We start from the raw sequence: 20,701 nt of genomic DNA, 5'->3' as shown, positions 1-20,701 counted from the left end.
ATGACGACCGCTGCGCCGGAAACCCCACGGGCCAGCCTAACTTACCAACGAGAGCGCAGCACGATCTGTGCCAATTCGTTGATAATAAGCTTGTTTCGTAAATTGCCGCCTGGAAAAGACTTAGGAACGCCCATGCGTGAGCCAGCGACACGAAACAGGAATGCCGAACGAGCAATGGTGTGGTGATTTGCAACACTCTGCTCAATTCGGCAACATAGGGCTCCCCGATAAAAGTCGGGTGAGAACCGACTGTAGTATTGTGCTACACTCTGTGGAGGGGGGTCGTCTGATATCGTAGCGATGTTCGGGGTGTATATTGGGAAGGGGCCGGGTACGGTATCATGATGTTTTCGACCGATTTGCCACAGTTTCCCCTGACCAATGATTTCATTCGACATGACCGTGCGAAGGAGCGACTGCGACTGCGTCGTCATTCTGCATAACCCGAAAGCGGGGAGATGGCCCGCCGACAAGAAAGTTAGGCGTCTCGTCAGTGCACTCAATGAGAGGGGATATTCCGTAAGGGTAAGCCAAAATTTGGGGGAAGCTGTAGAGCTGGCGAATAGGGAGTTCGAGGCCGGACGGCTCAAATGCTTGATCGGTGCTGGGGGAGATGGAACCGCCGGGGAATTGATCAATCGTGTGGTTCCGGGCCTGCCGCTGTCCTTTTTCCCCACCGGAACATCAAATTTGGTGGCGAGTTACTTCGGGTTTTCCCGGAAGCCTGCCAAAGCAGTCGAAACGCTCACCCATGGAGAGCCGATCGCCATCGACGCGGGGATGGCCAACGGGCGGCTGTTTTTGGTGATGCTCAGTTGCGGGTTTGATGCCGCTGCCGTGGAAATGGTCCACCGAAGGCGGATGGAGGGGCATCGGGGTGGCCGCGGAGGTTTCGCAACTTTCATCGGCCCGATCTGCCATCTCATTGGGGCCTATCCCTTTCCAGAAATGTCCGTTGAGGTTTGGAATGGACGCGACGGGTCCGACGGCATCTCGGCGCATCCCCAGGCAAACCCGTCTGCGACTATCGCTGCCAAATGGGTGTTCGTATTCAATGTGCCGCGCTATGGATGGGGATTGCCGATCGCGCCTGAGGCGTCCGCGACAGATGGGGCACTTGATTTGTGCACTTATCGAGGGGGAGGATTCTGGAAGGGATTGTGGTACACGCTCACGACGCAGTTCCAGCTCCATCGGCGCCTAAGGGATTTCCAACATCTGCGAGGCCGACGATTTCGGGTAACAGCGGAGGCCCCTGTACCTTATCAACTTGACGGAGATCCGGCCGGGTACCTGCCCGTCGAAGTCGAGGTCGCCCCCCACCGCGTACACATCCTCGTGCCGAAACCGGTAGCGCGACGATTGGCATCGACAGCAGCGGGCAACTGACGCGGCTCGGATCGGTGGGATGGGAGAGCAAACGGTGGCTGAAGGAAAGGCGCAAATTGCCGGTTATACATGCGGACCGGGTGAACCGCTCCTGTTTATTGCGGGTCCGTGCGTCATTGAAAACGAATCGATTACATTAGAGATTGCCCAGTTTTTGGCGGAGTTTGCTCGGGCTCAACAAATTCGCCTTATTTTCAAGGCTTCCTTTGACAAGGCGAACCGGACCAGTTTGCACTCGTTCCGAGGGCCGGGCCTCGCCGAAGGCCTGCGGATCCTCAGCCGAGTCAAAGAGACCACGGGGTTGCCCATCACCACAGATATCCATGAACCGGCCCAGGCCCTGCCGGTGGGTGAAGTGTGTGACCTGATTCAGATTCCGGCCTTTCTGTGCCGCCAGACGGACCTTTTGGTGGCCGCCGCTCAAACGGGAAAGCCGGTCCATGTCAAAAAGGGGCAGTTCCTGGCTCCCTGGGACATGCGCTTCGTGGTGGAAAAGCTGCGTTCCGCCGGATGTCGGGACATCCTCGTGGGGGAGCGTGGAACCTTCTTCGGGTACGGACGCTTGGTCAACGACATGCAAGCCATTCCCATTCTCCACGAAATCGGTGTCCCTGTGATCTTTGACGCCACCCACAGCGTACAGCAACCGGGGGGCCAGGGTGGACGGTCCGGAGGTAACCGCGGGATGGTGGCCCCGCTTGCCCGAGCGGCCGTAGCGGTGGGGGCCGACGGAGTGTTCTTCGAAACGCACCCCCGACCGGACGACGCCCTCAGTGATGGTCCCAATATGGTGCCTCTTTCGGAATTGCCCGCTCTGATCCAAACTCTTGTGGAATTACGCCAATGGGTTCTGTCACATTCGTAATTTCAGATGCAAAAAACGTCGTGTCCCCGGCAGCTCACAGTGCATTCCATCGTTCGCCTCGCCTTGGTCCGATTATCTTTATCGTTCTCATGTCATTTTGCTTGACCACGGCAGGTTGCCGTCGAGCCACGCCGGCCGGTTCCCCTGGCGGGTCTGAGACCTCGTCGGACAGCGCCGGGCAAACGGCCACCCTCCATCGCGATGAGCTATTCGAAATCGCCATCAGTAATCTCAATCGGCTTTATCAGTTCGAGGGCACCGAGATGGCCCTTCAGGTGGCCGACCGGCTTGATCAGTGGATCAAAACTCAGCCGCCGCTGACCGATTGGACGCCTGATCCGTTGCTCCACAGGCTGCCCCATGATCTGGTGCAACTTAAGGCAGTGAAAGAGCTCGGGGAACTCAGGTTCACTCGGGATGATGGCATCTTTCTGCAAACGGCCGTGTGGCTTCGTGACATCGCAAGTTGGGCCCGCGGAGACCAGCCAGATGAGTTGAGCCGCGCAGTGGAATTATTCGATTGGGTGGTAATCAACATCCAGTTGGATTCACAGGAGAGGATGATTCAGCTTCCCTCCGGGCAATTGCTCATCCGCACGCCGTGGGAAACGCTCCTCTTGGGCCACGGGACGATTTTCGACCGGGCGTGGGTCTATCTCCTGCTTTGCCGCCAGGAAGGGTTGGATGCAGCCGTGGTGGCTGTCAATCGTGCAGCCGGGGGAGCTCCGCCGCTTTGGGAAGTTTTTGCTGTCGGCGTGCTCATTGACGGGGAGCTGTACCTGTTCGAGCCGGCACTGGGTGTTCCGATTCCTGCCAAGGATGGACTGAAAGTAGAGAAAGGAAAAGGCCTCGTCATTCGCCCGGCCACGCTCAAAGAATTGGCATCTGATGATTCCCTTCTCCGCCGCTTAGACGCAGATCCGCGCAATCCTTACGGTGTCAAAGCGGAGGACTTGCGGGAAGTCATGCTCTATGTGGAAGGGTCACCGCCGTATTTGTCTCGGCGAATGGAAATGGTCCAGAAGATGCTCGCCGGGACGGAGTCCCTCGTTATAACGGCACATCCCAGCGAACTTGCCGAACGGCTCCGGCGGGCGGAGCATGTCAAGGATGTGGAACTTTGGGTGGTACCCTACGAAGCCGAACAACAACGGGAATCTCTCGGACAGCAGATTGGACAGCTTATCGTGCGGGAAGTGATGCCCTACTTGGCGCCTGTCGGGGCGGTGATGCCATTGTGGAGGGGGCGCGTCCTCCACTTTAGAGGGGACCTCATCGGCGAGGAGAGTGCCGCGTATTACTACCAGCTTGCCAGGCCTCCGGAAAGGCTTCTGGCCTCGGGAAATATGCCGGCTGATCAGGAAATGATTCTGAACAGGACGAAAATTAACGCGAGTTACTGGCTGGGAATTCTTGCCCTGTATCAGGGTAATCGGAAAAGCGCCGAAGATTACTTCATCAGGCGAACCGCCCTGTCCGAGCCAGATTCGCCGTGGGAGTCCGGGGTCCTCTATGCACTGGGACGACTTAACGAAAAGCTCGGGGATTACTCCCGAGCGATCACGGCATACCGATCCGAGATGCACCTGCCCAACCGGTTCGGCAACTTGGTTCGGGCAAGATGGCTGGAGGAATTGACGGGTGCCAAACCCCTTGAGATCAAGGATGGTTCACAAAAGTAATCGGCGGAGCTTTATCGGAAAGGGCGGATAGGGTCACTTCACTAAGATTGCACCGGGACGGCTCTCATCAGGGACCAATTGAGGGCTCAGGAGTTGTTCGCTACACTGAATCGGGATGAGGGCGTAAAGCGACTGTCCCGTGCGGGCTCGAACCGCCATTATAGATGGGCTCGATCCCGCAAGATGGAGGAATAACTGAAGGTCATGGCCCCGGTTGAGGGTCGTGGCGAGGTCCTGCTGGTTTGCAGGGCCGTATAGGCATTGGAAATCTGGAAATACTGACGCGAGGAGTTCTTATGAAAGAAGGCATTCACCCCAAGTACGTGGACTGCAAGGTCACCTGCGGGTGTGGGAACACATTCATGACCCGCAGCGTCAAGCCGGAGCTGAAAATCGACATTTGCAACATGTGTCATCCCTTTTTCACCGGTAAGCTGAAGTACGTGGACACCACGGGACGCATCGAGAAATTCCGCTCGAAGTTTTCCGGTGGTTACACGGGCGGGAAGAAGAACAGCTAACCATTGTGGCCCCTGTTCCCCCTTGTCGAGCGCTACAATAACTGGCGAGAACGGACGAAGGATTGCGGTCACCCGCTAGGGTATAATCCGCCACTCTGGGGAATCACGTCAGGAAGCCGGCGGCGTCTCTGTATTATCCATGCGCAAAGAACTGGATGAAAAACTCGCGCGGTTTGAAGAGCTGGAGCGGCAGCTCCACGATCCGGACGTGCTGGCCGATTCAGCGCGTCTGGCTGCCGTTATGCGCGAACATGGAGCTCTGGCCAAGGTCGCTGTCAAGTACCGCAAATTTAAAGAGATCAATCAGCAAATCCTGGAGTTGCGGCATCTCCTGGAAGGTGACGATCCCGAGCTCCGTGATTTGGCGGAAGAAGAATTGCCCCGGCTTCGTCAGGAGCGCGAAGCCCTTTGGGATGAGCTGCTCGATTTGACTATCGGTGGCGAGGACGCGAATCGCACGCGGTGTATTCTGGAGATCCGTGCGGGAACCGGGGGAGAAGAAGCCGCTCTTTTTGCCCGCGATCTTTTCGAGATGTACCGGCGGTATGCCGAGTCGAAGGGTTGGAAGGTCGAAATTCTTGGGATGAACCCGACCGAACTGGGGGGCTTTAAGGAAATCAGCGTGGGCCTGGAAGGTGATGAGGTCTACCGGCGTCTCCAGTACGAAAGCGGTGGGCATCGGGTGCAGCGTGTGCCGGAAACCGAGGCCAAAGGCCGGATTCATACTTCCCTGGCCACGGTGGCGGTGCTTCCCGAGCCCGAAGATGTGGAAATAGAGATCAAGCCGGAAGATTATCGCCGCGACACTTTTCACGCCAGTGGGCCCGGGGGACAGCACGTCAATAAGACTTCTTCGGCTGTCCGCTTGACCCATTATGCGACGGGGATTGTTGTCCAGTGCCAGGACGAAAAGAGTCAGCACAAAAATTTTGCTAAGGCCCTGCGGGTGCTCAAGACCCGGGTGTATGAATACTATCGGCGTGCCCAGGAGGCCGAACGGGCCCAGGAACGCCGGAGCAAGATTGGTTCCGGGGATCGCAGCGAGCGGATTCGCACCTACAATTTCCCCGAGAATCGCGTGACAGATCACCGTATTAACCTGACGCTTTATCAGCTCGACAGTATTTTGGAAGGAAATCTCGATCCGATCATCGAGGCCCTTCTCGACTACGAACGCAACGAGCTCCGCGCGACGTTTGGCACGCTCGATTGACGCGCCAGGCCCGGTGGGTCTCGGATTTTCGTTGCGTTTTTTACCATGTGGGCAGGAAAGAGGCGTGCAAAACGGCATGGGAACTGCGTGATACGAAGGATCGCTTCCCGATGACCCAGGCCGATGTCTGGACGGTAGGCCGACTTCTCAACTGGACCACGGAATATCTCCGCCGGCATGGTTCAGAAAATCCGCGTTTGGACGCCGAGGTCCTGCTCGCTTTTGCCCGCGGTTGCCAGCGGATCGATCTGTACACTCGCTTTGACGACATTCCTTCCGAGGAGGAAAAGGCACGGTTCCGCGAGATGATCAAACGTCGGGCAGAAGGCGTCCCAGTGGCCTATCTGGTGGGCGAAAGAGAGTTTTTTTCTCTCAAATTTCGCGTCACGCCCGACGTCCTGATCCCCCGCCCGGAGACCGAGTTTGTGATGGTCACTCTTCTGGAATGGGCACGCAGACAAGGAGCGGAGCGTCCCTGGCTGATTTGCGATGTGGGAACCGGATCAGGAATCCTTGCTATCTGTGCAGCTAAACATCTTCCCCACGCCCGGGTCATCGCATTGGACATCAGTCCCGCTGCACTCGAGGTGGCCCGGGAGAATGCGGAACGGCATGGCGTGGTGGACCGCATTGAGTTTTGTGAGAGCGACCTTCTGGAAAATGTGCCGAGCGAGTTGCAATTCGATTTCATCTTGTCCAACCCTCCCTATGTCAGTGAAGCTGAGTATGAGCAACTTGCCCCAGAAGTGCGCCAGTACGAGCCGTATGAGGCGCTAGTGGCTGGGCCGCGAGGGACGGAAATTATCGAGCGGCTCGTTCCCCAGGCTGCCGAGCGGCTCGTCCCGGGAGGGGGATTGATCTTTGAAATTTCGCCCATGATTCACGATGCTGCCCGGCAGATCGTGGCCGCGGATTCACGTTTCGAGTTGGGTGCCACCGTCCGCGATTTGGCGCGATTACCCCGGGTCATTCAGGCTCGTCGCAGGGAAGACGTCTGAATCACCGACCTCCAGGTGTCTCCTGGAGGGATAGATCATGGAGAGGGCGGCAGGTGCCGAAAGAGCCGTTGCCGCAGTATATTGCGTTCCGACGTAAGGGAAGCGTCACCGGAATCGGTGCAAAGAATCTGAGCATAGATGTGGAACTTGGCGTCCAGATCATCGGCATAGTGCACGATGAGGGCTTCCGGCGTCATTGGCGGTTTGGGTGATCCCCATTCGGGCAGCCGCTGATGGGCAATAATCAGGTGTTCGAGGCGAAGCTGGGTTTCCGAACAAAGGGGGACACGAGTGGCGAACTCGCGGACAATATCCCGGCCAAGTAGCAGGTGCCCCAAAAGGGCTCCCTCTTCTGAATACTCGGTGGCAATTGGAGAGAAACGCAACTCGCGGAGCTTGCCGATGTCATGAAGAATTCCCCCGGCGATGACCAGATCACGATCAAGCGGAGGGTTCAGATCGGGATAGAGCTGCCGGTATTTATCAGCGAGAAATATGCAGGTTTGGGCTACGGAGAGCGTGTGCTCCAACCAACCGCCCACGTAGGCGTGATGGTGCGTGCGTGCTGCCGGTAAGGTCAAAAGGGCCTCGCGGAATTCTTCCAGGATCGCAGTAACCAACGTTCGCAGGTTTTCGTTGGCAATTTCTTTCCGCGCAAGATCCAGCAGTTCCCGGTAAAGTTGTTCGGGAGGGTGCCGCGACTGGGGGAGACACATGAGTGGGTCAAAGCCATCCTGGCGGTCCTGTTCAATGACCTCTCGAATCCGACGGATTTCGAGTTGGGGGCCGTAACGCGTGTCGCGGCGGACCGCCCGTAGCTTGTAAAACACGCCCACCGCCCACTCGTCGCGGCACACGGCGGCCAGGGGGGAATCACACCAGATAGGAAAGGTGAACTCCATGCTGGCATCGCGGAAGGTCACCATCCAGTACGGTTTGCCATCGCGAGTGGTGGATTCTTCTTTTCGGCTGAGAAGAGCGAAGGTGTCGCATTCCTGATCGCAGGGTAATTCACTGAGAGCTCGCAAGGGAACTTTGGTGGCCATCGTTCGTGTTGTCGAGTGAAAGAGAATTTCCCGATTCACGGATGACGTGTTCAACAAGGCTCAAACTGCCGGCGCATTAGCGCCCAGTTCGGTTCAAGCAGCATGCCGGGAATGAGCTGCAGCGAATTGTAACAAGGATCAATCGGCTTTGCCAGTTGGACAAAAAACCCCGGTGTTCGGAACACCGGGGTCGCATCAAAAGTTTTTACCGTCGAGTTTAAAAGGCCGGTGAAAAGCTACGGTTCGATCAAGTAGGCCTGGCCCTCGATATTCACGAGAACTGGCTCGTCGAAGACGATGTACGGCGCGATTTGGCGTCCGTATTTTCGCAGAAGTTCGAAGTACTCCTCGCTGAGCTGTTTGATGCGTCGCGGGGATTTTTGCTGTTCAGGGATGAGGGTGCTGTCGATCCACTGTCCCTGACGGCGATAAAACACCCGGTTGCCGACGTACCGCACCGTTTGGCCAGCAGTCGCCTGAACGATTTCTCGATCTGCCTGGCGGAGTGGCGCCGGTACAGCCGCTGCCAAGCCAGACTGGTCCGGCGCAGCGCCGCCACCGAAACCAGCAAACGGCTGAAGGTCTTTCATCATGGCGCTTAGGTCGAGGGCTGAATACGATTGGGCACGTCCCTTGAAAGCCCGCTGGGCAAACCCCGCGGTTCCCTCGGTAGCCTGTAATGCATCCAGACGGCTGCTCGCCTGACGCCTTGCCTCGGTAAGCTCGTGCAAGGGCACGTTTTCATCCGCGAAAAAGGATGTGTATGGCGTGAGAATGCCGTGTTTCAATGCGAGCTGGGTCAATTCGTCGATGAGTTCCTGATTCTTCCCATGCAGATCAATTTCGTCCAAAATGTCGCCGACCCGTCGGATCGCCCATAATTTCTCCACGAAAGCATTGGACTCGTCTCCGGTTCGGGCGGTGAATTCGACAGGGAATTTGAAGGTCTTGGTCTCCCCGGCTACTTTTCCTCGCAGAACAAGCTGAGCCGTTCCCGAGCGCCGGTACCGGCCCACCAGGGCGAGCTGCTCTCCTGCAAAGAGGTCAAAGGGCGGCTGGGGGCTCAACCGATAAACAGGCGAAACGCTCTCTGCGTCATCGAAGATAAATTCCACTTCCACGTCGGTAAGGACCGGCGCTTCAATCTTGCGGTAGAACCGGCTGATTCGATCTTCGAGATTTTCGTCCGGTCGCACGTATTCCGTGTAACCACGGTTGGACCTCGCCAGCTTGTCCAGCAACCGACTGTTGACGTCATACCCCACGCCGAAACAGAAGATCCGGGCGCGGACGGTATTGGCCTTGCGGGCATTCTCCACGATTTGCATCTCACTGGTGACCCCCGTGGTGGGCAGGCCGTCGGTCATGAAAATCACGTAATTGGGGCGACTTTCATCCTGGAGTTGGGCCAGGGCTGTTCTCAGGGCCGCGTCGATGTTGGTACTTCCTCCCGCCACCAGTCCTTCCACAAAGGCCAGGGCCTGTTGGCGGGTTTTGTCGTTGTAGCGTTGAAGTTCCGGCCGAAATGTTTCCACGTCGCTATCGTAGGCAACGATATTAAAAAGATCGCCTTCGCGCAGATTGTTGATCACAAACCGCATCGCTTCGCGGAGCTGTTCGATCTTCTTGCCGCTCATGCTGCCGGAGCGGTCCAGTACAAAGATGACCGTTTTGGGGAGCGGTTTATTGTGATCCGCTGCGATCTGCGGGGTGGCCAGCAGCAGGAAAAATCCATCCTTCTCATCCGGAGATCTGTAACTGATGAGTTTGGCTGCCACAGGCCCCCCTGCCACATCATACATGAGGCGGAAGTCGCTCATCGGCACAATATCCCGGGCCGAGTAGGTGATCGTTACGGTGTTTTCGTCCAGCCGTTTGACCTCAACTTCGTGGGTGGGAGAGTAAACATTCTTAATGGGCTGATCTTCACGAAGATTGAGACGAATGTTGAGCCGATCGAGTGGTTTTGACGTATACTTGGCCGTGCTCAGCGGGAAGAGAAAATCCACCATCCCATCCGATTGTCGGCATAACTGTGTGTAGCGCAACAACACAGTTCGCTTCTGCCCGGGGGGAATGGGAAAGACGCTCGTTTTGAACATTCCTGTTCCAATCCACTCTAGAAGCGCGGGATCGCGGTTCCGGCGGACAATCTCTTCGTAATGCCGCCGTGCTTCATCTGCCTTGAGGAGTTGCGCAGGAATCTCTTTGCCGTCCACAAGCAGGGTCATGCGGTCGATGGCACCATCGTAGGGAAGAGGAAACACGAACGAAGCTTCCAAGGTGCGGCTCCCTGTGTTGACGAAAGTCTGCGAAACCTCCACCTGGGCAACGCGGTGACTGATACGACCGTTTACTTCCAGGGAATCAACCGCATAACTGATAGCGGGAGGCGGTGGTACCGGGCGAGGCGGAGGAACAGGCGGATGGGGGGGGAATGGCGGCCAAATGATGATCGGTGGCCGGGGCAATCGAAAGCCGTCGGTTTCAACAACAAGAATTCCTTGGGCCTGGGCCAGGCTTGTCACAACAAGGCTCATCATCAGACCTAACACAGCAACCATGCCAGATCGGACACGTCGAAGTCGAGAGTAGCTGGCCATTTTTGAGACCTCCTGTTAGCATGGCTCCACCATCCCATCCGCGAGGAGCATAACACAGCATGCGCATCCGTTCAATCAGCCGCTTGTCAGAGAAGCAGATACCAGGCTGCTTGGCGGTTCCATTAGGTCCGACGATTTTCAGCGTAAAAAAGTTCCGCTCGGGTATGACAGTTCACGTGGTTCGCGACCGGGCTCGCTGCCCTATCTTCGTGGTTGACTCGTACCACCGGCCAACGTATCCTTTTGACAGAGCTGCCCAAGCGCACCTTGCCTGGGTGGCTCCACGGTAGGATACCCTGCTCGTCTAGCTGGAGAAACGCGGTTGTGGCCACGTCTTACTTGCACGAAAGGGAGACGCTATGGAAACGGCCAAACAGGTCTCTGTCAAGCTCGTCAACAAGCCCGGTCGGCTCGCCCAGCTCCTGGATGCTTTGGCTAAGGCTAAAGTGCGGTGCCGCGCTCTTGTGGTGATGGATTCTGGAGATCGGGGCACAGTGCGGTTTGTGCCGACGGAGAGCGAACGGGCGATCAAGGTGGTGGAACAGTTGAATCTCCCCTATGAGGTAGCCGATGTCCTGCTTGTGGATGTGCCCAAACAGCCGGGAGGATTTCGCAAAATCTGTGAGCGGCTGGCGGAACATCATCTCAATATCGATTATGCTTATCACTCATTCGGAACAGAGTTGGGGGCGAAAGGCGGGGGCGTGGCCGTCGTGAAAGTCAACGACCTCAACAAGGCGCAGCGAGTGCTGTCCAATAACGAGTCGGCGGGGAAACAACGTGCCTCGGTGAGGCGGCCCGTGTACGCACGGTGATTTGCCCCGCCGTCGTTGTCTTCCCGGCACATGAACCGGAAGCAGACGAAGGGTGTTGCGCACGGCTGCGGAGACCATCGGTTGGCATTTGCAAGTTGGCTCTGCTTCCTTCAATGCAGGAATTTTGCCCTTGCATGTTCAGCCGTCCCGTGCAACACTTATCGACCCCCGTTGAAGCGGGGGCACAATGCGCTCAATGCGGATGAAGTCTTCAGGAAAGGAATCCTGCACGGGTGAGTGACCTCAGGGTAGCAACGACCGGAATTCTCGTGGGTCTCCTACTGATAGGGGGGTGTTTTCGGCCCTTTTTTCTGACACCCAGCCCCATCCTGAACGTTTACTACCCCAACCCCATCTTCGTGACCGCGAAAGACCCTCACGTCCTTTGGGAAACACTGGTGGATGTTGTGGACGACTATTTCGAGATTGAACGCGAGGAGCCCATCCGCCAGTTCGACAGCGTTCTCACCTCCGGCCGAATCGACACCTTCCCCAAAATAGGGGCAACCATTTTGGAACCGTGGCATAAGGATTCGGTCGATCGGTATTCACGTTGGGAGGCCACGCTTCAGAGTATCCGGCGGCGTGCGGAAATTCGGGTCGATCCACGCGACGGTGGTTACTGGATCACCGTGCTGGTTTTCAAGGAGCTGGAAGATGTCGGCCAGCCCCTCGCCGCCACCACCTCTTCCGCAACTTTTCGCAACGACAGCTCTCTCACGCGGGTTGTGTCGCCTATTGGGGAACAGCAAACCCATGCGGGCTGGATTCCTATGGGGCGGGACACCGCGCTCGAACAGCGAATCATCGAAATGATCGGGGCTCGATTTGGCTTGCTTCCTGGCCCCGCCACATCGATGTCGCCGCTGCAGGATATTAATTCCCCGATTCAGGGCGGCCATGTCATTCAGCAGAACCCTTTACCGCCATTGGAGCCAGTTCCGGGAAGAAACCCTTAGATCGGGGGTAGTGGGTAACATTTCCTGCGGATTCCGCACACCACTCACTCCCCGGCGCTCTTCGATGGTCCCCGGCCGATTAAGCTCAGGACGAGACGTTGTCCAGCGATCCCTCCTGGCCTGATGAAAACGGCTCAATGGGGAGTTCGCCATTCGCAAGGCGGGCGAAGGTGGGAGCCGCCGGGGCGGATTGGGAGCGTGAGACCGTCGAGGGTGCGGATTCCGTGGAGGGGGACGATGTCGGTGTCGCAGCGCAGGGCAACCGGATGGTGAAACATGTGCCTTTGCCCACCGCACTCTCTACCCGAATGCGTCCCCGGTGTGCCTCGATAATCTCCTTGCAGGCTGACAGCCCCAGGCCTGTTCCACCCTTTCCGCTCGCATCCGGGCCGGTCTTGGTTGTAAAGAATGGATCGAAGATTTTCGGTAGGATTTCTGGCGGGATCCCTGTGCCGTAGTCACGGATTTGAAGGTCCACAAACTCACAACCGGGGTCGTGGTGAAGTCGGATGACCAGACGTCCCCCGCGCGGCATGGCCTGCCGGGCATTGGTCAAAAGGTTGAGAAGCACTTGCTGAATCTGCCCCGGGTTGGCCATCACGGGGGGCACCTCTTCCACGGCCACCTCCATCCGAATGTGGTATTTGTTCATCTCTCGTTCCAGAAGCAGCAATGTATCGGCGAGCAACTGACGGAGATCGGTTGGCTCCATGGTGTTGGAGCGTCGCCGTGCCATTCCCAAAATCGTTTGTGTGATCCGTGACCCGCGCGTGGCGGCAGCGAGAATTGCCTCGAAAGCCTTGTCCCGGGTCGCATCATCGCGATGCCGCAGGCCGTGTCGTGCCCAGTTGATGATGGTCGTAAGGACGTTGTTAAACTCGTGGGTGGTTGTGCCCACGAGCTCGCCCAGGGCGGTGTAACGCTGGGTTTGTAGAAGTTGTTCTTTGAGAAATGCTACTTGTTGCTCGGGTGGTAGTGATTTGAGGGTGTTTTCGTCCACGGAAGTGCCCTTGCAACAGAGTACCACGGTGACTATAGACTGCTGTGGGGCCGTGTTTTTACAGGTGTTCCTGGTAAAGAATCACCCGCTTCCACGCGACTTTTCAGAAAATTCCACCGCGTGGAAATACGGCTTGCCCACCGAAGACATTTGACATTGCTATAGAGATCATCGGCTGAACCCTCCCTGTTTCGCAGGAACAGTTTGCAGCACGCAAACAGATCCGCCAGGTTCTGCAGTTTCTCGGTAGCAAGGAATCGAAAGCATGGATGGAAGCGATGTTCTGCGTAGCTTGGATGAATTAAGGAGAGAACTAATTGGTAAAGGATGGGCAATAAGAGAAGAATGGCTTAACGGCAGGGGCTGCCATATGTGCGAAATCCGTGGTCAAAAGGTCGTCTTTGTCGATATCAGCCTGACTCCCCGAGAGCAGATGGCCCAGCTCCGGGAGATCTGCTCCGCCCTCGAATCCTGCGATCACTCGATTGAAAAAATGGCCAGACGGGCCTGAGTCAGGTTCAGCAGACTTGGCTCTCCGTTGTGCCCGGCGCATTACCGATCGGATCTTTATACAGCCCGTGCTGTAAAATATACATCTCCACGGCCTTGGGAACACGGAACCGAATGCTTTTGCCGGCAGCCACCCGGGCACGGATGTCTGATGCCGATAATTCAATTTGGGGCATGTCGACGTGAAGTTGCACAACTTTTTCGAACCGGCTGGGTTCCATAATCGCTCGGAGGCTATCCAGGCAGGGAAGTGGCATTCCCGCGCGGCGGACTCCTACGGGGATTGCCAGGCGGCAGATTTCCGCGGCCTCCCGCCAGTTGGGAAGATCGTTGAGCATGTCCGCCCCGACGAGGAGGAACAAGTCTGCCTGTGGAAGCTGACCCTTCAAAAAGCGAAGTGTCTCCACCGTGTAACTTACCTCTTGGCGTTCAATTTCATACCGACAAATTTCGAACCCCGGTTCACCGCCGATGGCCAGTTCCAGCATCGCCAGCCGATGTTCTACCGGGGTGAGTGGCCGCTGGCGTTTGTGGGGTGGCTGGCCGGCCGGCACGAAGAGCACCTTCTCCAGGCCAAGCTGCTCCCGGCAGCTTTCTGCCAAAAGCAAATGTCCGTAATGCACCGGATCAAAACTACCGCCGAAGACTCCCAGTCGCATCTGAACACAGCGACCCTTCTTGGACAATTGGGCATTCATTTCGTGCACGGAAAACAAAAACGAATCCCCTCCCGGCGGAATGCTACGGGAAAACGGAGATTCGCTTCATTCTATCGTCGCCACCAAGGCGACGTCAGGGCAGTGTCCACAAGCTGAGAGATTCGGAATCTTTGATGTAAAAGCGCTTGCCTGCCACAACAGGTGTGGCGTAGACCGGGGCCGAAGACACCTCGTATTTCCCCACAGGATGCAGGCCATCACCGCTGGGTGGAAACACGATAAGGCCGGCGCGCTCGGTCATCGCGAGCATCACAGGACCGGCGTCGAGAAGAGCGCCGAAAGCCGTGTATGGATTGTCATCTAGCCAAAGTGTTTTCCCAGTTTGAGCATCGAGGCAGTAGAAATTGCCACGTTGCGAAAGTCCAAAAAGTTTGCCGTCTTTGAGAATAGGCGAGTTAAACTGGGGAGCGACGTCGGGGTTGGTCCACAGTTCCCGAACCACGTACTCATCCCCGCTTTTTTCCACGCGAATGGCTCGGCTGCCACGACCTGCACCGGCAAAGTAGATCGTCTGGCCGTCTACGATTGGTGTGGCGGCATTGTAATTGCGACCCGAAGCCGGGAAAGGGACTCGCCAAAACAGTTTTCCTTCCCTGGCCGACAGGCCAACTAAACTCTGCTCTGTAAAAGTGACAATTTGTTTTTCATCCCCGATCGTGAGAAGTACCGGGGAGGCGTAGGAAGGGGCTTCGCCTTCCCACTTCCAGCGGATCTCCCCCGTGGCAAGCGCGAAAGCCACGATCGTTCCCGAATCGGGTCCGCCCAATTGCAAAATGGCGTGACCATCAACGACGATCGGCGACATAGCGGTGAAAAAGCGAGGAGTACCTTTGAAATCCTTGTTTTGCCACAGCAGCTTGCCGGATGTCGCGTCCACGCATGAAACGATTCCCGCCACTCCCAGCGTAACCACCTTACCGTCAGCCACTGCGGGGGAGCTTCGTGGTCCTGGATGTCGCGACGCGGGGCCCGTCACCGGCGGGCTCGGATACTTGGTTGCCCAGATTTGTTGTCCCGATTCTGCATCTAGACAGAGGATCACTTCTTCGTCGCCTTGCCGGGTATGCAAATACAGACGGCCCTCGACGAGTGCAGGAGTTGCGTCTCCCGCTCCTACCACAACCTCCCATTTTTTGATAAGCGAGGCAGGCCAGGTTTCCGGTGCGTCAAAGACGGCGATTTTCCCATCGCGGTTGGGACCTCGCCATTGAGGCCAGTCTTCTTTGGCAAAATCACCGGCAATGACCAGCGGTCCACTCAAGAAAAGCAGAGTTGCGACAGTCCACCCGAGTGTGCGCATCATTCCATCCCTCCCATTGTGCTATCACTACAACCCGGTCCAGATCCCGCGACGAAACATGCCACGGTCAATGTATCAAGCGCAATTTATTCGTCAATCGCCGGGACGCGTGCCGGTTGCGGAGGTTCCATGTGGTGTCGTTGGCGGGTGCGAAGTTCCCCGGGGACACGCTTGTTGTGGCTGGTGATGATGAATGGATTGTCCAAAAAGGGCAAGCGGCTTGGCAGGCAGGGCCGTCCCCAGGAGTGAACGGGTACGCTTGTCGTGCCGGTTATTCCTTCCAACGCCGGTGGCAAATGAATGGCAGGCCAACGGTCCCACAGCGGCGGATACAAGTCAGATTTTGCCAGAGGGTTGCATCGGCGGGGGGAGCCCTCGTACAATGCCAGTGGACGGTTGGTTGGGGAAAGTGGGGTCGGTTATGGCGGACGAGGTCTCGTTTATTCTGATTCCGCTCGCTGTGGCCGTCATCATAGCGGCGCTTTGGCGACCACTCCGCAGGTTGCAGGGTCGAACTGTATTTGAAAGGGCACGACGCGAGTTTCATCGCCAGCGTGAAAGCTTGGAGGCGAAACTTGTCCGGCAGATAGCGGTTCCCGTGGTGGCGGGCGAGCTTGAGTGGGTAGACTGTGAGTTTGATGATGAAGTTCTCTATTTGCGGGAGCGCGGCGGCCAACGGTTCGCTGCGGTTGTGCTGGTCACGCTGGGGACAGAATCCGAGTGGCTGCCCGCCACAGAGGAGTCGCAGCGGTGTGGGGTGGCCATTTTCCGCTTCGACAAAGACCACTGGACCGTTGATCCCAAAGTTTACATGAATCTCACCCCGGAAGATGTCGTGCGTCAGTTTTCGGGCACGATGGAAGTGTGTTTTCGCGAATCCAGGCGGAGAAGGTAGGACGGTCGATGCAGGCTCAGGGAGTGCCGGTCCGTCGTGGCGCTTTCATGGCGATCTCTTTGACAAGCTCTTCGACCTCTCGCGGATTGAGGTAAAGATTGACCAGCCGACGGGTCTCTTCGAACATTTTGTCGATCTGCTTTTGACCCACCGGATCTGGACAAAATAGCCGCTGCTGTTGCTGTGTCAACTCGCTGGAGAAGATCTCTCGGGATTTGAGCTGTAAGAGCTGGTCTCGCAATCGAATGGCCGGATCCCAATCCCCAGCGGCAATTCGGGCACGAAGGCGTGCGATGAGGACACTCCGCAGAGTGACGAGATCCACGAGTTGATCCTGGACGCTCATGAGGTAGCCTTCGGCCAGAAGCCGGGGGTCGTCGTCAGGAAGGGCGAGTTCGGTGAACTCGGCTGATCCATCCACCACGGGCACTTTGGCAAGGACTCGGCGGCCATGTTTGACCCAGATGAGCTTCCATCCTGGTGGGTCCTGGGCCGGTATTTCAACTTGGCCGGCGAAGTTCGTGCGACCCAGGAATTGAGGGGAGCCTTCCCCGTTTGGCTGGGCTAGAACTTCGTATCCCACGAGCGGTTTTTGCGGGTCTTGACGATTCTTTAGGGAAATCGTCACGGAATGGGACTGGGGTGTCACAGCCCAGGCCAGAAGCTGTACCCTCCCGCGACGCCGGGCACTGAGCGGATTTTTCACGCCAGAGATGATCTGGCAACCCACACTCCCGTCCTCGGCAGGGGGCCCCTCCGGCGATTGCAAGATGGTCCATGGGAGGGGAACTACCGCGCGAGCATTTCCGTCGCGATCTTCATACCGGGCAAGGGCGAGAAACTGGCGGCGCGGCCACGGGGGACGTTCCTCCATCAGGAGACTTCCCTGGAGATCCAGGCGGACGGCTTGTTGTTCCACCAGACGAATTCGCGCTACTGGAACGAGAGCCTCCTGCACCGCTTCAACGGCAGCCTGCGTTACTCCGCACCAGGTCGGGGCGGTTTTCTTCACTAGCGGGCCCAGCCGTTCGACCCTCACATCCCAGTCCCGCGCCATGACGTGCCAACCCAGTCCGGTTCTTTTCACCGCAACCACTGCCACCTTGTCACGCAGGGCCAGCTTGCGCCAAGATTCGGGGGGATCAAAATGCAGATCTCGACGGAGTGCAGCACAGAGAATCGCCTGGTCGTCTGAACTCGGTGGTGCTGCGGAAACACGCCACGCGGGCCCCTGTTCGCTTGTGAGCCTCTTGGCAACTTGATCGCAAAATTCCTTCTCCAAACTGCTGGAGGTTGTGATCTCGGATGGTAGCAGGCAGATCACCTCAAGCCGGCATGGTACGAGCGTGAAAAAGCTCTGGGCGTAAACGCCTGGAAAAGTTCCCAACCAGATAAGAGCCATCGCGGCCACAACCGATTGCCAGCTCAAACGGCTTTTTGCGTTCGATCGTCGCCTCATCTTGCCGCCTGTCAACACAAGAAAAGTGAGTTTCATTTTTCGCCGAATACCGACCGGCCCCGGCAAATGTTGCCCCGCCGGCCATTGCTGTCTTGCGGGGGTTACCTGTACCGCGAGATAACTCACTAGCTTTTGCAGAAGTGCGCTGGCCAACCCATATCTCCTCCCTAAGCGGCAGAATGCCTCCTCACTGAGGAATCTGATCACTTTACGGGACGCTCGTCCGCTTGTCTGTGAGCTGCCCATCACACCGCTAATTTGGAGCGAACTGCCAGGTCTCTACATTCTGGTAAAGGGAAACGCGCGGCTCACCTAATCCTTTGATTCCGGAACGGTATGCGTAAAAATCCACTAGCTGCCACAGCGGAAGCACACTGAGATCGTCATACACCCAGTGGTGGAGGTCGCGAAGACGCTGTCCTAATGTGGGCCAGTCTGCGGAGCTGCCCAGTATTGCAAGGGCAAGCTCCACCTGGGGCGACAGAAACTGCCGTTCGGGGATCAGATTTGCGATCAACCGGATAACGTCAATTTCCGGCTCCCAGATAGCAGCCTCCACATACAGGAAATCGTACTCCGGCGGAGGTGGCTGCTCAGGCGACACTTCCACCAATTTCACAGTCCAACCTATGAGACGCCACTGCTCCTGAATCTGCCGGCAGGCCTCTCGGGCGATCTCATGGGGCGGATGGGCCAGCACCACCTCCCGGGTTTTCAGCGGCGGCAGCCCGCGCTTGTTTGCCACTTCCTGGGCTTGACGGAAGGCGATTTCACTCAGCGCCAGGGCAAGCGAAGGTTGATAGTCGCGGGGCTTGATTTGAGGATCGTATGCATAGCCCATGGGGTCACCGAACGACGTTCCCGCCGGGAAGGGACCACTGACGACCTGACATCCCGATTGAGGTTTGCCACCCAGCAATGATTGCAGGATCCGTTCGCGGTCGATGGCGTACAACATGGCGCGGCGAAAATCACGGTTGCCGGGCAATGGCTTGGAGAGATTGGGAACCAGCATGTGAACGAGGGGAACCCGGTAGGGTTGCACAGTGACGTCGCGGGCTTGGGCAAGCAGAGGTAACTCCCAGGGGTTGACGCGATCCACGATGTCGATCTCTCCTTCGCGCAAGGCCCGCAAAGCGTCCCGGCATCGCGGAAAGGCGATCTCTTCGATCTCGGCCGGACCATTGGGGACCGGCCTACCTCCGTCCGAAGCAGTTCCCGTGTGAGTATTGCGACGGAAAACCCACCGGGATGAGGATGATTCTTCTGCGGCAAGAACAAATGGCCCGACGCCAGGGAAACGATCTTTGGCGGCGGAAGCGAGAATTAGCGCGGGCTCCGGCACGCACTGGAGAAGCGACTCCGGTTTAAGAGGAACAAATCGAAGATGGACGATCACTTCCTCGGGCGACGAAATACGGATACCGGCTACAACCTCCGCCCATGGGGGAAAGTATCCCTCGTGGTGTCGGTCCGCCCGATTAGCCAGTTGCTGGGCGAGATCGTATGCGGTGTAGGATCGCCCATCCGCAAATCGGGGACGCTCAGGCCGAAGTCGCAGCGTCAGCGTTTGCTTTTCAGCATCGAGTTGCCACATCAGGAATGCAGACTGATACTCGCCACCCTCCGGACCAGGGCCGGTATACTCCACTAGGGCCTCGCGGATAAGCCGCCCGCAGCGTCGGCTTCCCCAGTCGATTAACGAAGTCGGATCAGGCCGGGCACCTGGTTGGGTAATCCCCACCTGGAATCGCGGATAGGCTTTTCGGACTTCCGCGATCAATTGGTCCAGCCGGGGTTGCTGTGGCCAAACCTGCCTGAGCTTGCGGACGAGCCGGTCAGCGTGGCGGGCATTGCCCTCGGCCAGTGCCTGTTGCACCTGCTTTTCCAACTCGGCCGCTTCAGTTTGCCACTGCTGTCGAAACTTTTGAATGGCAGGGTGTTGGGGAAGAAGTTTCGAGAGCGTCTCCACCACCCCCCGTGCCGCGGCATATTCCCCCTTTTGCCATCGCTGTGCGACCAGCGTATCAACTGCCTGGCCGATCAGATTGGAGAGTTCTGGATGGTTCGGATTAAGTTCGCTCAGCCGACAGAGGTCGGCAAATGCGCGTTCCGATTGTCCCTGAGCGAGGGTTGCCCGTGCTTCCTCGATCAAAAACAACTGCTCGACTTCGGAAAATCCGCTCACCTTGGGATAATGGGTGGCGACGTAGTCCAGATAATCGTAGGCTTCATCGAAGCGTTTTTCCTGGATGAGTTTCATCGCCTGTTCCAGCAGGAGTTGTTCAAACAGTTTAAGCTGCACCACGGCCTGCCACGGCACGCGATAACGTTCTCCCGGGCGGTCGAAAAGTTCAATCTCCAGATACCCACTGCGGGGTAATGGCTGCGGAACTTTGCGATCGGGCAGAGGAACAGGCAATAGCTTCAGCACAGCATTATTATTGGCTGGATTGAGGTACAGCAAATCGAATGGCGGCTGCTCGTACAATGGAGTCGTCGTATCAATGTTGGGTTCAGCTAGTTGTTTTGACACTTGAGGTGTCAGCGGAGTGGGTTGCTGCTGCGGCGCTTCGGCGCAGGTAGGCATTCCCAGGATACAAAGGACCAGCATACAGGCGGTACGGCACATCCGGCGACATCGTGGAAGTCGCCGTGTTTCCGCAGTACGTCGTTTCGACAGATCGATATGTTGTTTCCCGATCCGATCCATTTCCTGAGACGCCG

The 20,701-nt window shown here is 57.3% G+C and carries 17 protein-coding genes; 10 read left to right on the top strand and 7 right to left on the bottom strand.

Annotated elements, in window-relative coordinates; translation table 11 throughout:
- Window positions 1-396 precede the first annotated feature (396 nt).
- From ABJK56_RS19655 to prmC, 6 genes are all read left to right on the top strand, one after another.
- Entirely contained in the window at window positions 397-1,389 is a 993-nt protein-coding gene (locus ABJK56_RS19655; RefSeq protein WP_347246390.1) for a diacylglycerol kinase family protein, read from the top strand.
- A gap of 34 nt (window positions 1,390-1,423) precedes the next feature.
- A complete protein-coding gene (gene kdsA, locus ABJK56_RS19650) occupies window positions 1,424-2,254 on the top strand; it encodes a 3-deoxy-8-phosphooctulonate synthase (RefSeq protein WP_347246389.1) in 831 nt (276 codons plus the stop codon).
- Window positions 2,233-3,936, top strand: coding sequence for a hypothetical protein (locus tag ABJK56_RS19645; protein ID WP_347246388.1), 1,704 nt, complete (start codon window positions 2,233-2,235; stop codon window positions 3,934-3,936). Before kdsA ends, ABJK56_RS19645 begins: the two co-directional genes overlap by 22 nt.
- Window positions 3,937-4,232: 296 nt before the next feature.
- Complete coding sequence (gene rpmE / locus ABJK56_RS19640; RefSeq protein ID WP_347246387.1) at window positions 4,233-4,457, top strand: 50S ribosomal protein L31; 225 nt, start codon at window positions 4,233-4,235, stop codon at window positions 4,455-4,457.
- A 139-nt stretch (window positions 4,458-4,596) separates the two neighbouring features.
- Window positions 4,597-5,670 (top strand): peptide chain release factor 1, encoded by a 1,074-nt coding sequence (prfA, locus tag ABJK56_RS19635; protein ID WP_347246386.1) that lies wholly within the window; start codon window positions 4,597-4,599, stop codon window positions 5,668-5,670.
- A gap of 110 nt (window positions 5,671-5,780) precedes the next feature.
- Window positions 5,781-6,668, top strand: coding sequence for a peptide chain release factor N(5)-glutamine methyltransferase (gene prmC, locus ABJK56_RS19630; RefSeq protein WP_347246385.1), 888 nt, complete (start codon window positions 5,781-5,783; stop codon window positions 6,666-6,668).
- Between the two features lie 35 nt (window positions 6,669-6,703).
- On the opposite strand, the gene ABJK56_RS19625 is transcribed toward prmC, so the two are convergent.
- Both ABJK56_RS19625 and ABJK56_RS19620 read right to left on the bottom strand, forming a co-directional pair.
- Window positions 6,704-7,714 (bottom strand): HD domain-containing protein, encoded by a 1,011-nt coding sequence (locus ABJK56_RS19625; RefSeq protein WP_347246384.1) that lies wholly within the window; start codon window positions 7,712-7,714, stop codon window positions 6,704-6,706.
- A 236-nt stretch (window positions 7,715-7,950) separates the two neighbouring features.
- A complete protein-coding gene (locus ABJK56_RS19620; protein ID WP_347246383.1) occupies window positions 7,951-10,317 on the bottom strand; it encodes a VIT domain-containing protein in 2,367 nt (788 codons plus the stop codon).
- Between the two features lie 359 nt (window positions 10,318-10,676).
- Here ABJK56_RS19620 and ABJK56_RS19615 point away from each other — a divergent pair, with 359 nt between their 5' ends.
- Window positions 10,677-11,132 (top strand): hypothetical protein, encoded by a 456-nt coding sequence (locus ABJK56_RS19615; protein WP_347246382.1) that lies wholly within the window; start codon window positions 10,677-10,679, stop codon window positions 11,130-11,132.
- 233 nt (window positions 11,133-11,365) lie between these two features.
- Window positions 11,366-12,091 carry a hypothetical protein gene (locus ABJK56_RS19610; protein ID WP_347246381.1) on the top strand — a complete coding sequence of 242 codons (726 nt, stop codon included), beginning with the start codon at window positions 11,366-11,368 and terminating at the stop codon, window positions 12,089-12,091.
- 85 nt (window positions 12,092-12,176) lie between these two features.
- Here the strand turns inward: ABJK56_RS19610 and ABJK56_RS19605 are convergent, their stop codons facing one another.
- A complete protein-coding gene (locus tag ABJK56_RS19605) occupies window positions 12,177-13,091 on the bottom strand; it encodes an ATP-binding protein (protein ID WP_347246380.1) in 915 nt (304 codons plus the stop codon).
- A gap of 265 nt (window positions 13,092-13,356) precedes the next feature.
- On the opposite strand from ABJK56_RS19605, the gene ABJK56_RS19600 reads away from it, so the two are divergent.
- Window positions 13,357-13,602 (top strand): hypothetical protein, encoded by a 246-nt coding sequence (locus tag ABJK56_RS19600; RefSeq protein ID WP_347246379.1) that lies wholly within the window; start codon window positions 13,357-13,359, stop codon window positions 13,600-13,602.
- Between the two features lie 7 nt (window positions 13,603-13,609).
- Here ABJK56_RS19600 and nadD read toward each other — a convergent pair whose 3' ends face one another.
- Together nadD and ABJK56_RS19590 are read right to left on the bottom strand one after the other, a co-directional pair.
- Window positions 13,610-14,260, bottom strand: coding sequence for a nicotinate-nucleotide adenylyltransferase (nadD, locus tag ABJK56_RS19595; protein WP_347246378.1), 651 nt, complete (start codon window positions 14,258-14,260; stop codon window positions 13,610-13,612).
- A 133-nt stretch (window positions 14,261-14,393) separates the two neighbouring features.
- On the bottom strand, window positions 14,394-15,623 hold the full coding sequence (locus tag ABJK56_RS19590) for a PQQ-binding-like beta-propeller repeat protein (protein WP_347246376.1): 1,230 nt from the start codon (window positions 15,621-15,623) through the stop codon (window positions 14,394-14,396).
- A gap of 379 nt (window positions 15,624-16,002) precedes the next feature.
- Here ABJK56_RS19590 and ABJK56_RS19585 point away from each other — a divergent pair, with 379 nt between their 5' ends.
- Window positions 16,003-16,515 (top strand): hypothetical protein, encoded by a 513-nt coding sequence (locus tag ABJK56_RS19585; protein ID WP_347246375.1) that lies wholly within the window; start codon window positions 16,003-16,005, stop codon window positions 16,513-16,515.
- A gap of 16 nt (window positions 16,516-16,531) precedes the next feature.
- Here the strand turns inward: ABJK56_RS19585 and ABJK56_RS19580 are convergent, their stop codons facing one another.
- Together ABJK56_RS19580 and ABJK56_RS19575 are read right to left on the bottom strand one after the other, a co-directional pair.
- Window positions 16,532-18,127 (bottom strand): hypothetical protein, encoded by a 1,596-nt coding sequence (locus ABJK56_RS19580; RefSeq protein WP_347246374.1) that lies wholly within the window; start codon window positions 18,125-18,127, stop codon window positions 16,532-16,534.
- A 100-nt stretch (window positions 18,128-18,227) separates the two neighbouring features.
- Complete coding sequence (locus ABJK56_RS19575) at window positions 18,228-20,606, bottom strand: ABC transporter substrate-binding protein (protein ID WP_347246373.1); 2,379 nt, start codon at window positions 20,604-20,606, stop codon at window positions 18,228-18,230.
- Window positions 20,607-20,701 lie beyond the last annotated feature (95 nt).

This window comes from Thermogutta sp. (genome assembly GCF_039793925.1).
Taxonomy (GTDB): Bacteria; Planctomycetota; Planctomycetia; order Pirellulales; family Thermoguttaceae; genus Thermogutta.
This window is presented reverse-complemented; position numbering and strand designations above follow the sequence as displayed.

Coding starts and splice junctions, on each gene's coding strand:
- ABJK56_RS19625 (WP_347246384.1), bottom strand. CDS start 7,714: ATGGCCACCAAAGTTCCCTTGCGAGCTCTCAGTGAATTACCCTGCGAT.
- nadD (WP_347246378.1), bottom strand. CDS start 14,260: ATGCGACTGGGAGTCTTCGGCGGTAGTTTTGATCCGGTGCATTACGGA.
- ABJK56_RS19655 (WP_347246390.1), top strand. CDS start 397: ATGACCGTGCGAAGGAGCGACTGCGACTGCGTCGTCATTCTGCATAAC.
- prfA (WP_347246386.1), top strand. CDS start 4,597: ATGCGCAAAGAACTGGATGAAAAACTCGCGCGGTTTGAAGAGCTGGAG.
- ABJK56_RS19615 (WP_347246382.1), top strand. CDS start 10,677: ATGGAAACGGCCAAACAGGTCTCTGTCAAGCTCGTCAACAAGCCCGGT.
- ABJK56_RS19600 (WP_347246379.1), top strand. CDS start 13,357: ATGGATGGAAGCGATGTTCTGCGTAGCTTGGATGAATTAAGGAGAGAA.
- rpmE (WP_347246387.1), top strand. CDS start 4,233: ATGAAAGAAGGCATTCACCCCAAGTACGTGGACTGCAAGGTCACCTGC.
- ABJK56_RS19590 (WP_347246376.1), bottom strand. CDS start 15,623: ATGATGCGCACACTCGGGTGGACTGTCGCAACTCTGCTTTTCTTGAGT.
- ABJK56_RS19575 (WP_347246373.1), bottom strand. CDS start 20,606: ATGTGCCGTACCGCCTGTATGCTGGTCCTTTGTATCCTGGGAATGCCT.
- ABJK56_RS19585 (WP_347246375.1), top strand. CDS start 16,003: ATGCCAGTGGACGGTTGGTTGGGGAAAGTGGGGTCGGTTATGGCGGAC.
- prmC (WP_347246385.1), top strand. CDS start 5,781: ATGACCCAGGCCGATGTCTGGACGGTAGGCCGACTTCTCAACTGGACC.
- ABJK56_RS19620 (WP_347246383.1), bottom strand. CDS start 10,317: ATGGCCAGCTACTCTCGACTTCGACGTGTCCGATCTGGCATGGTTGCT.
- ABJK56_RS19645 (WP_347246388.1), top strand. CDS start 2,233: ATGGGTTCTGTCACATTCGTAATTTCAGATGCAAAAAACGTCGTGTCC.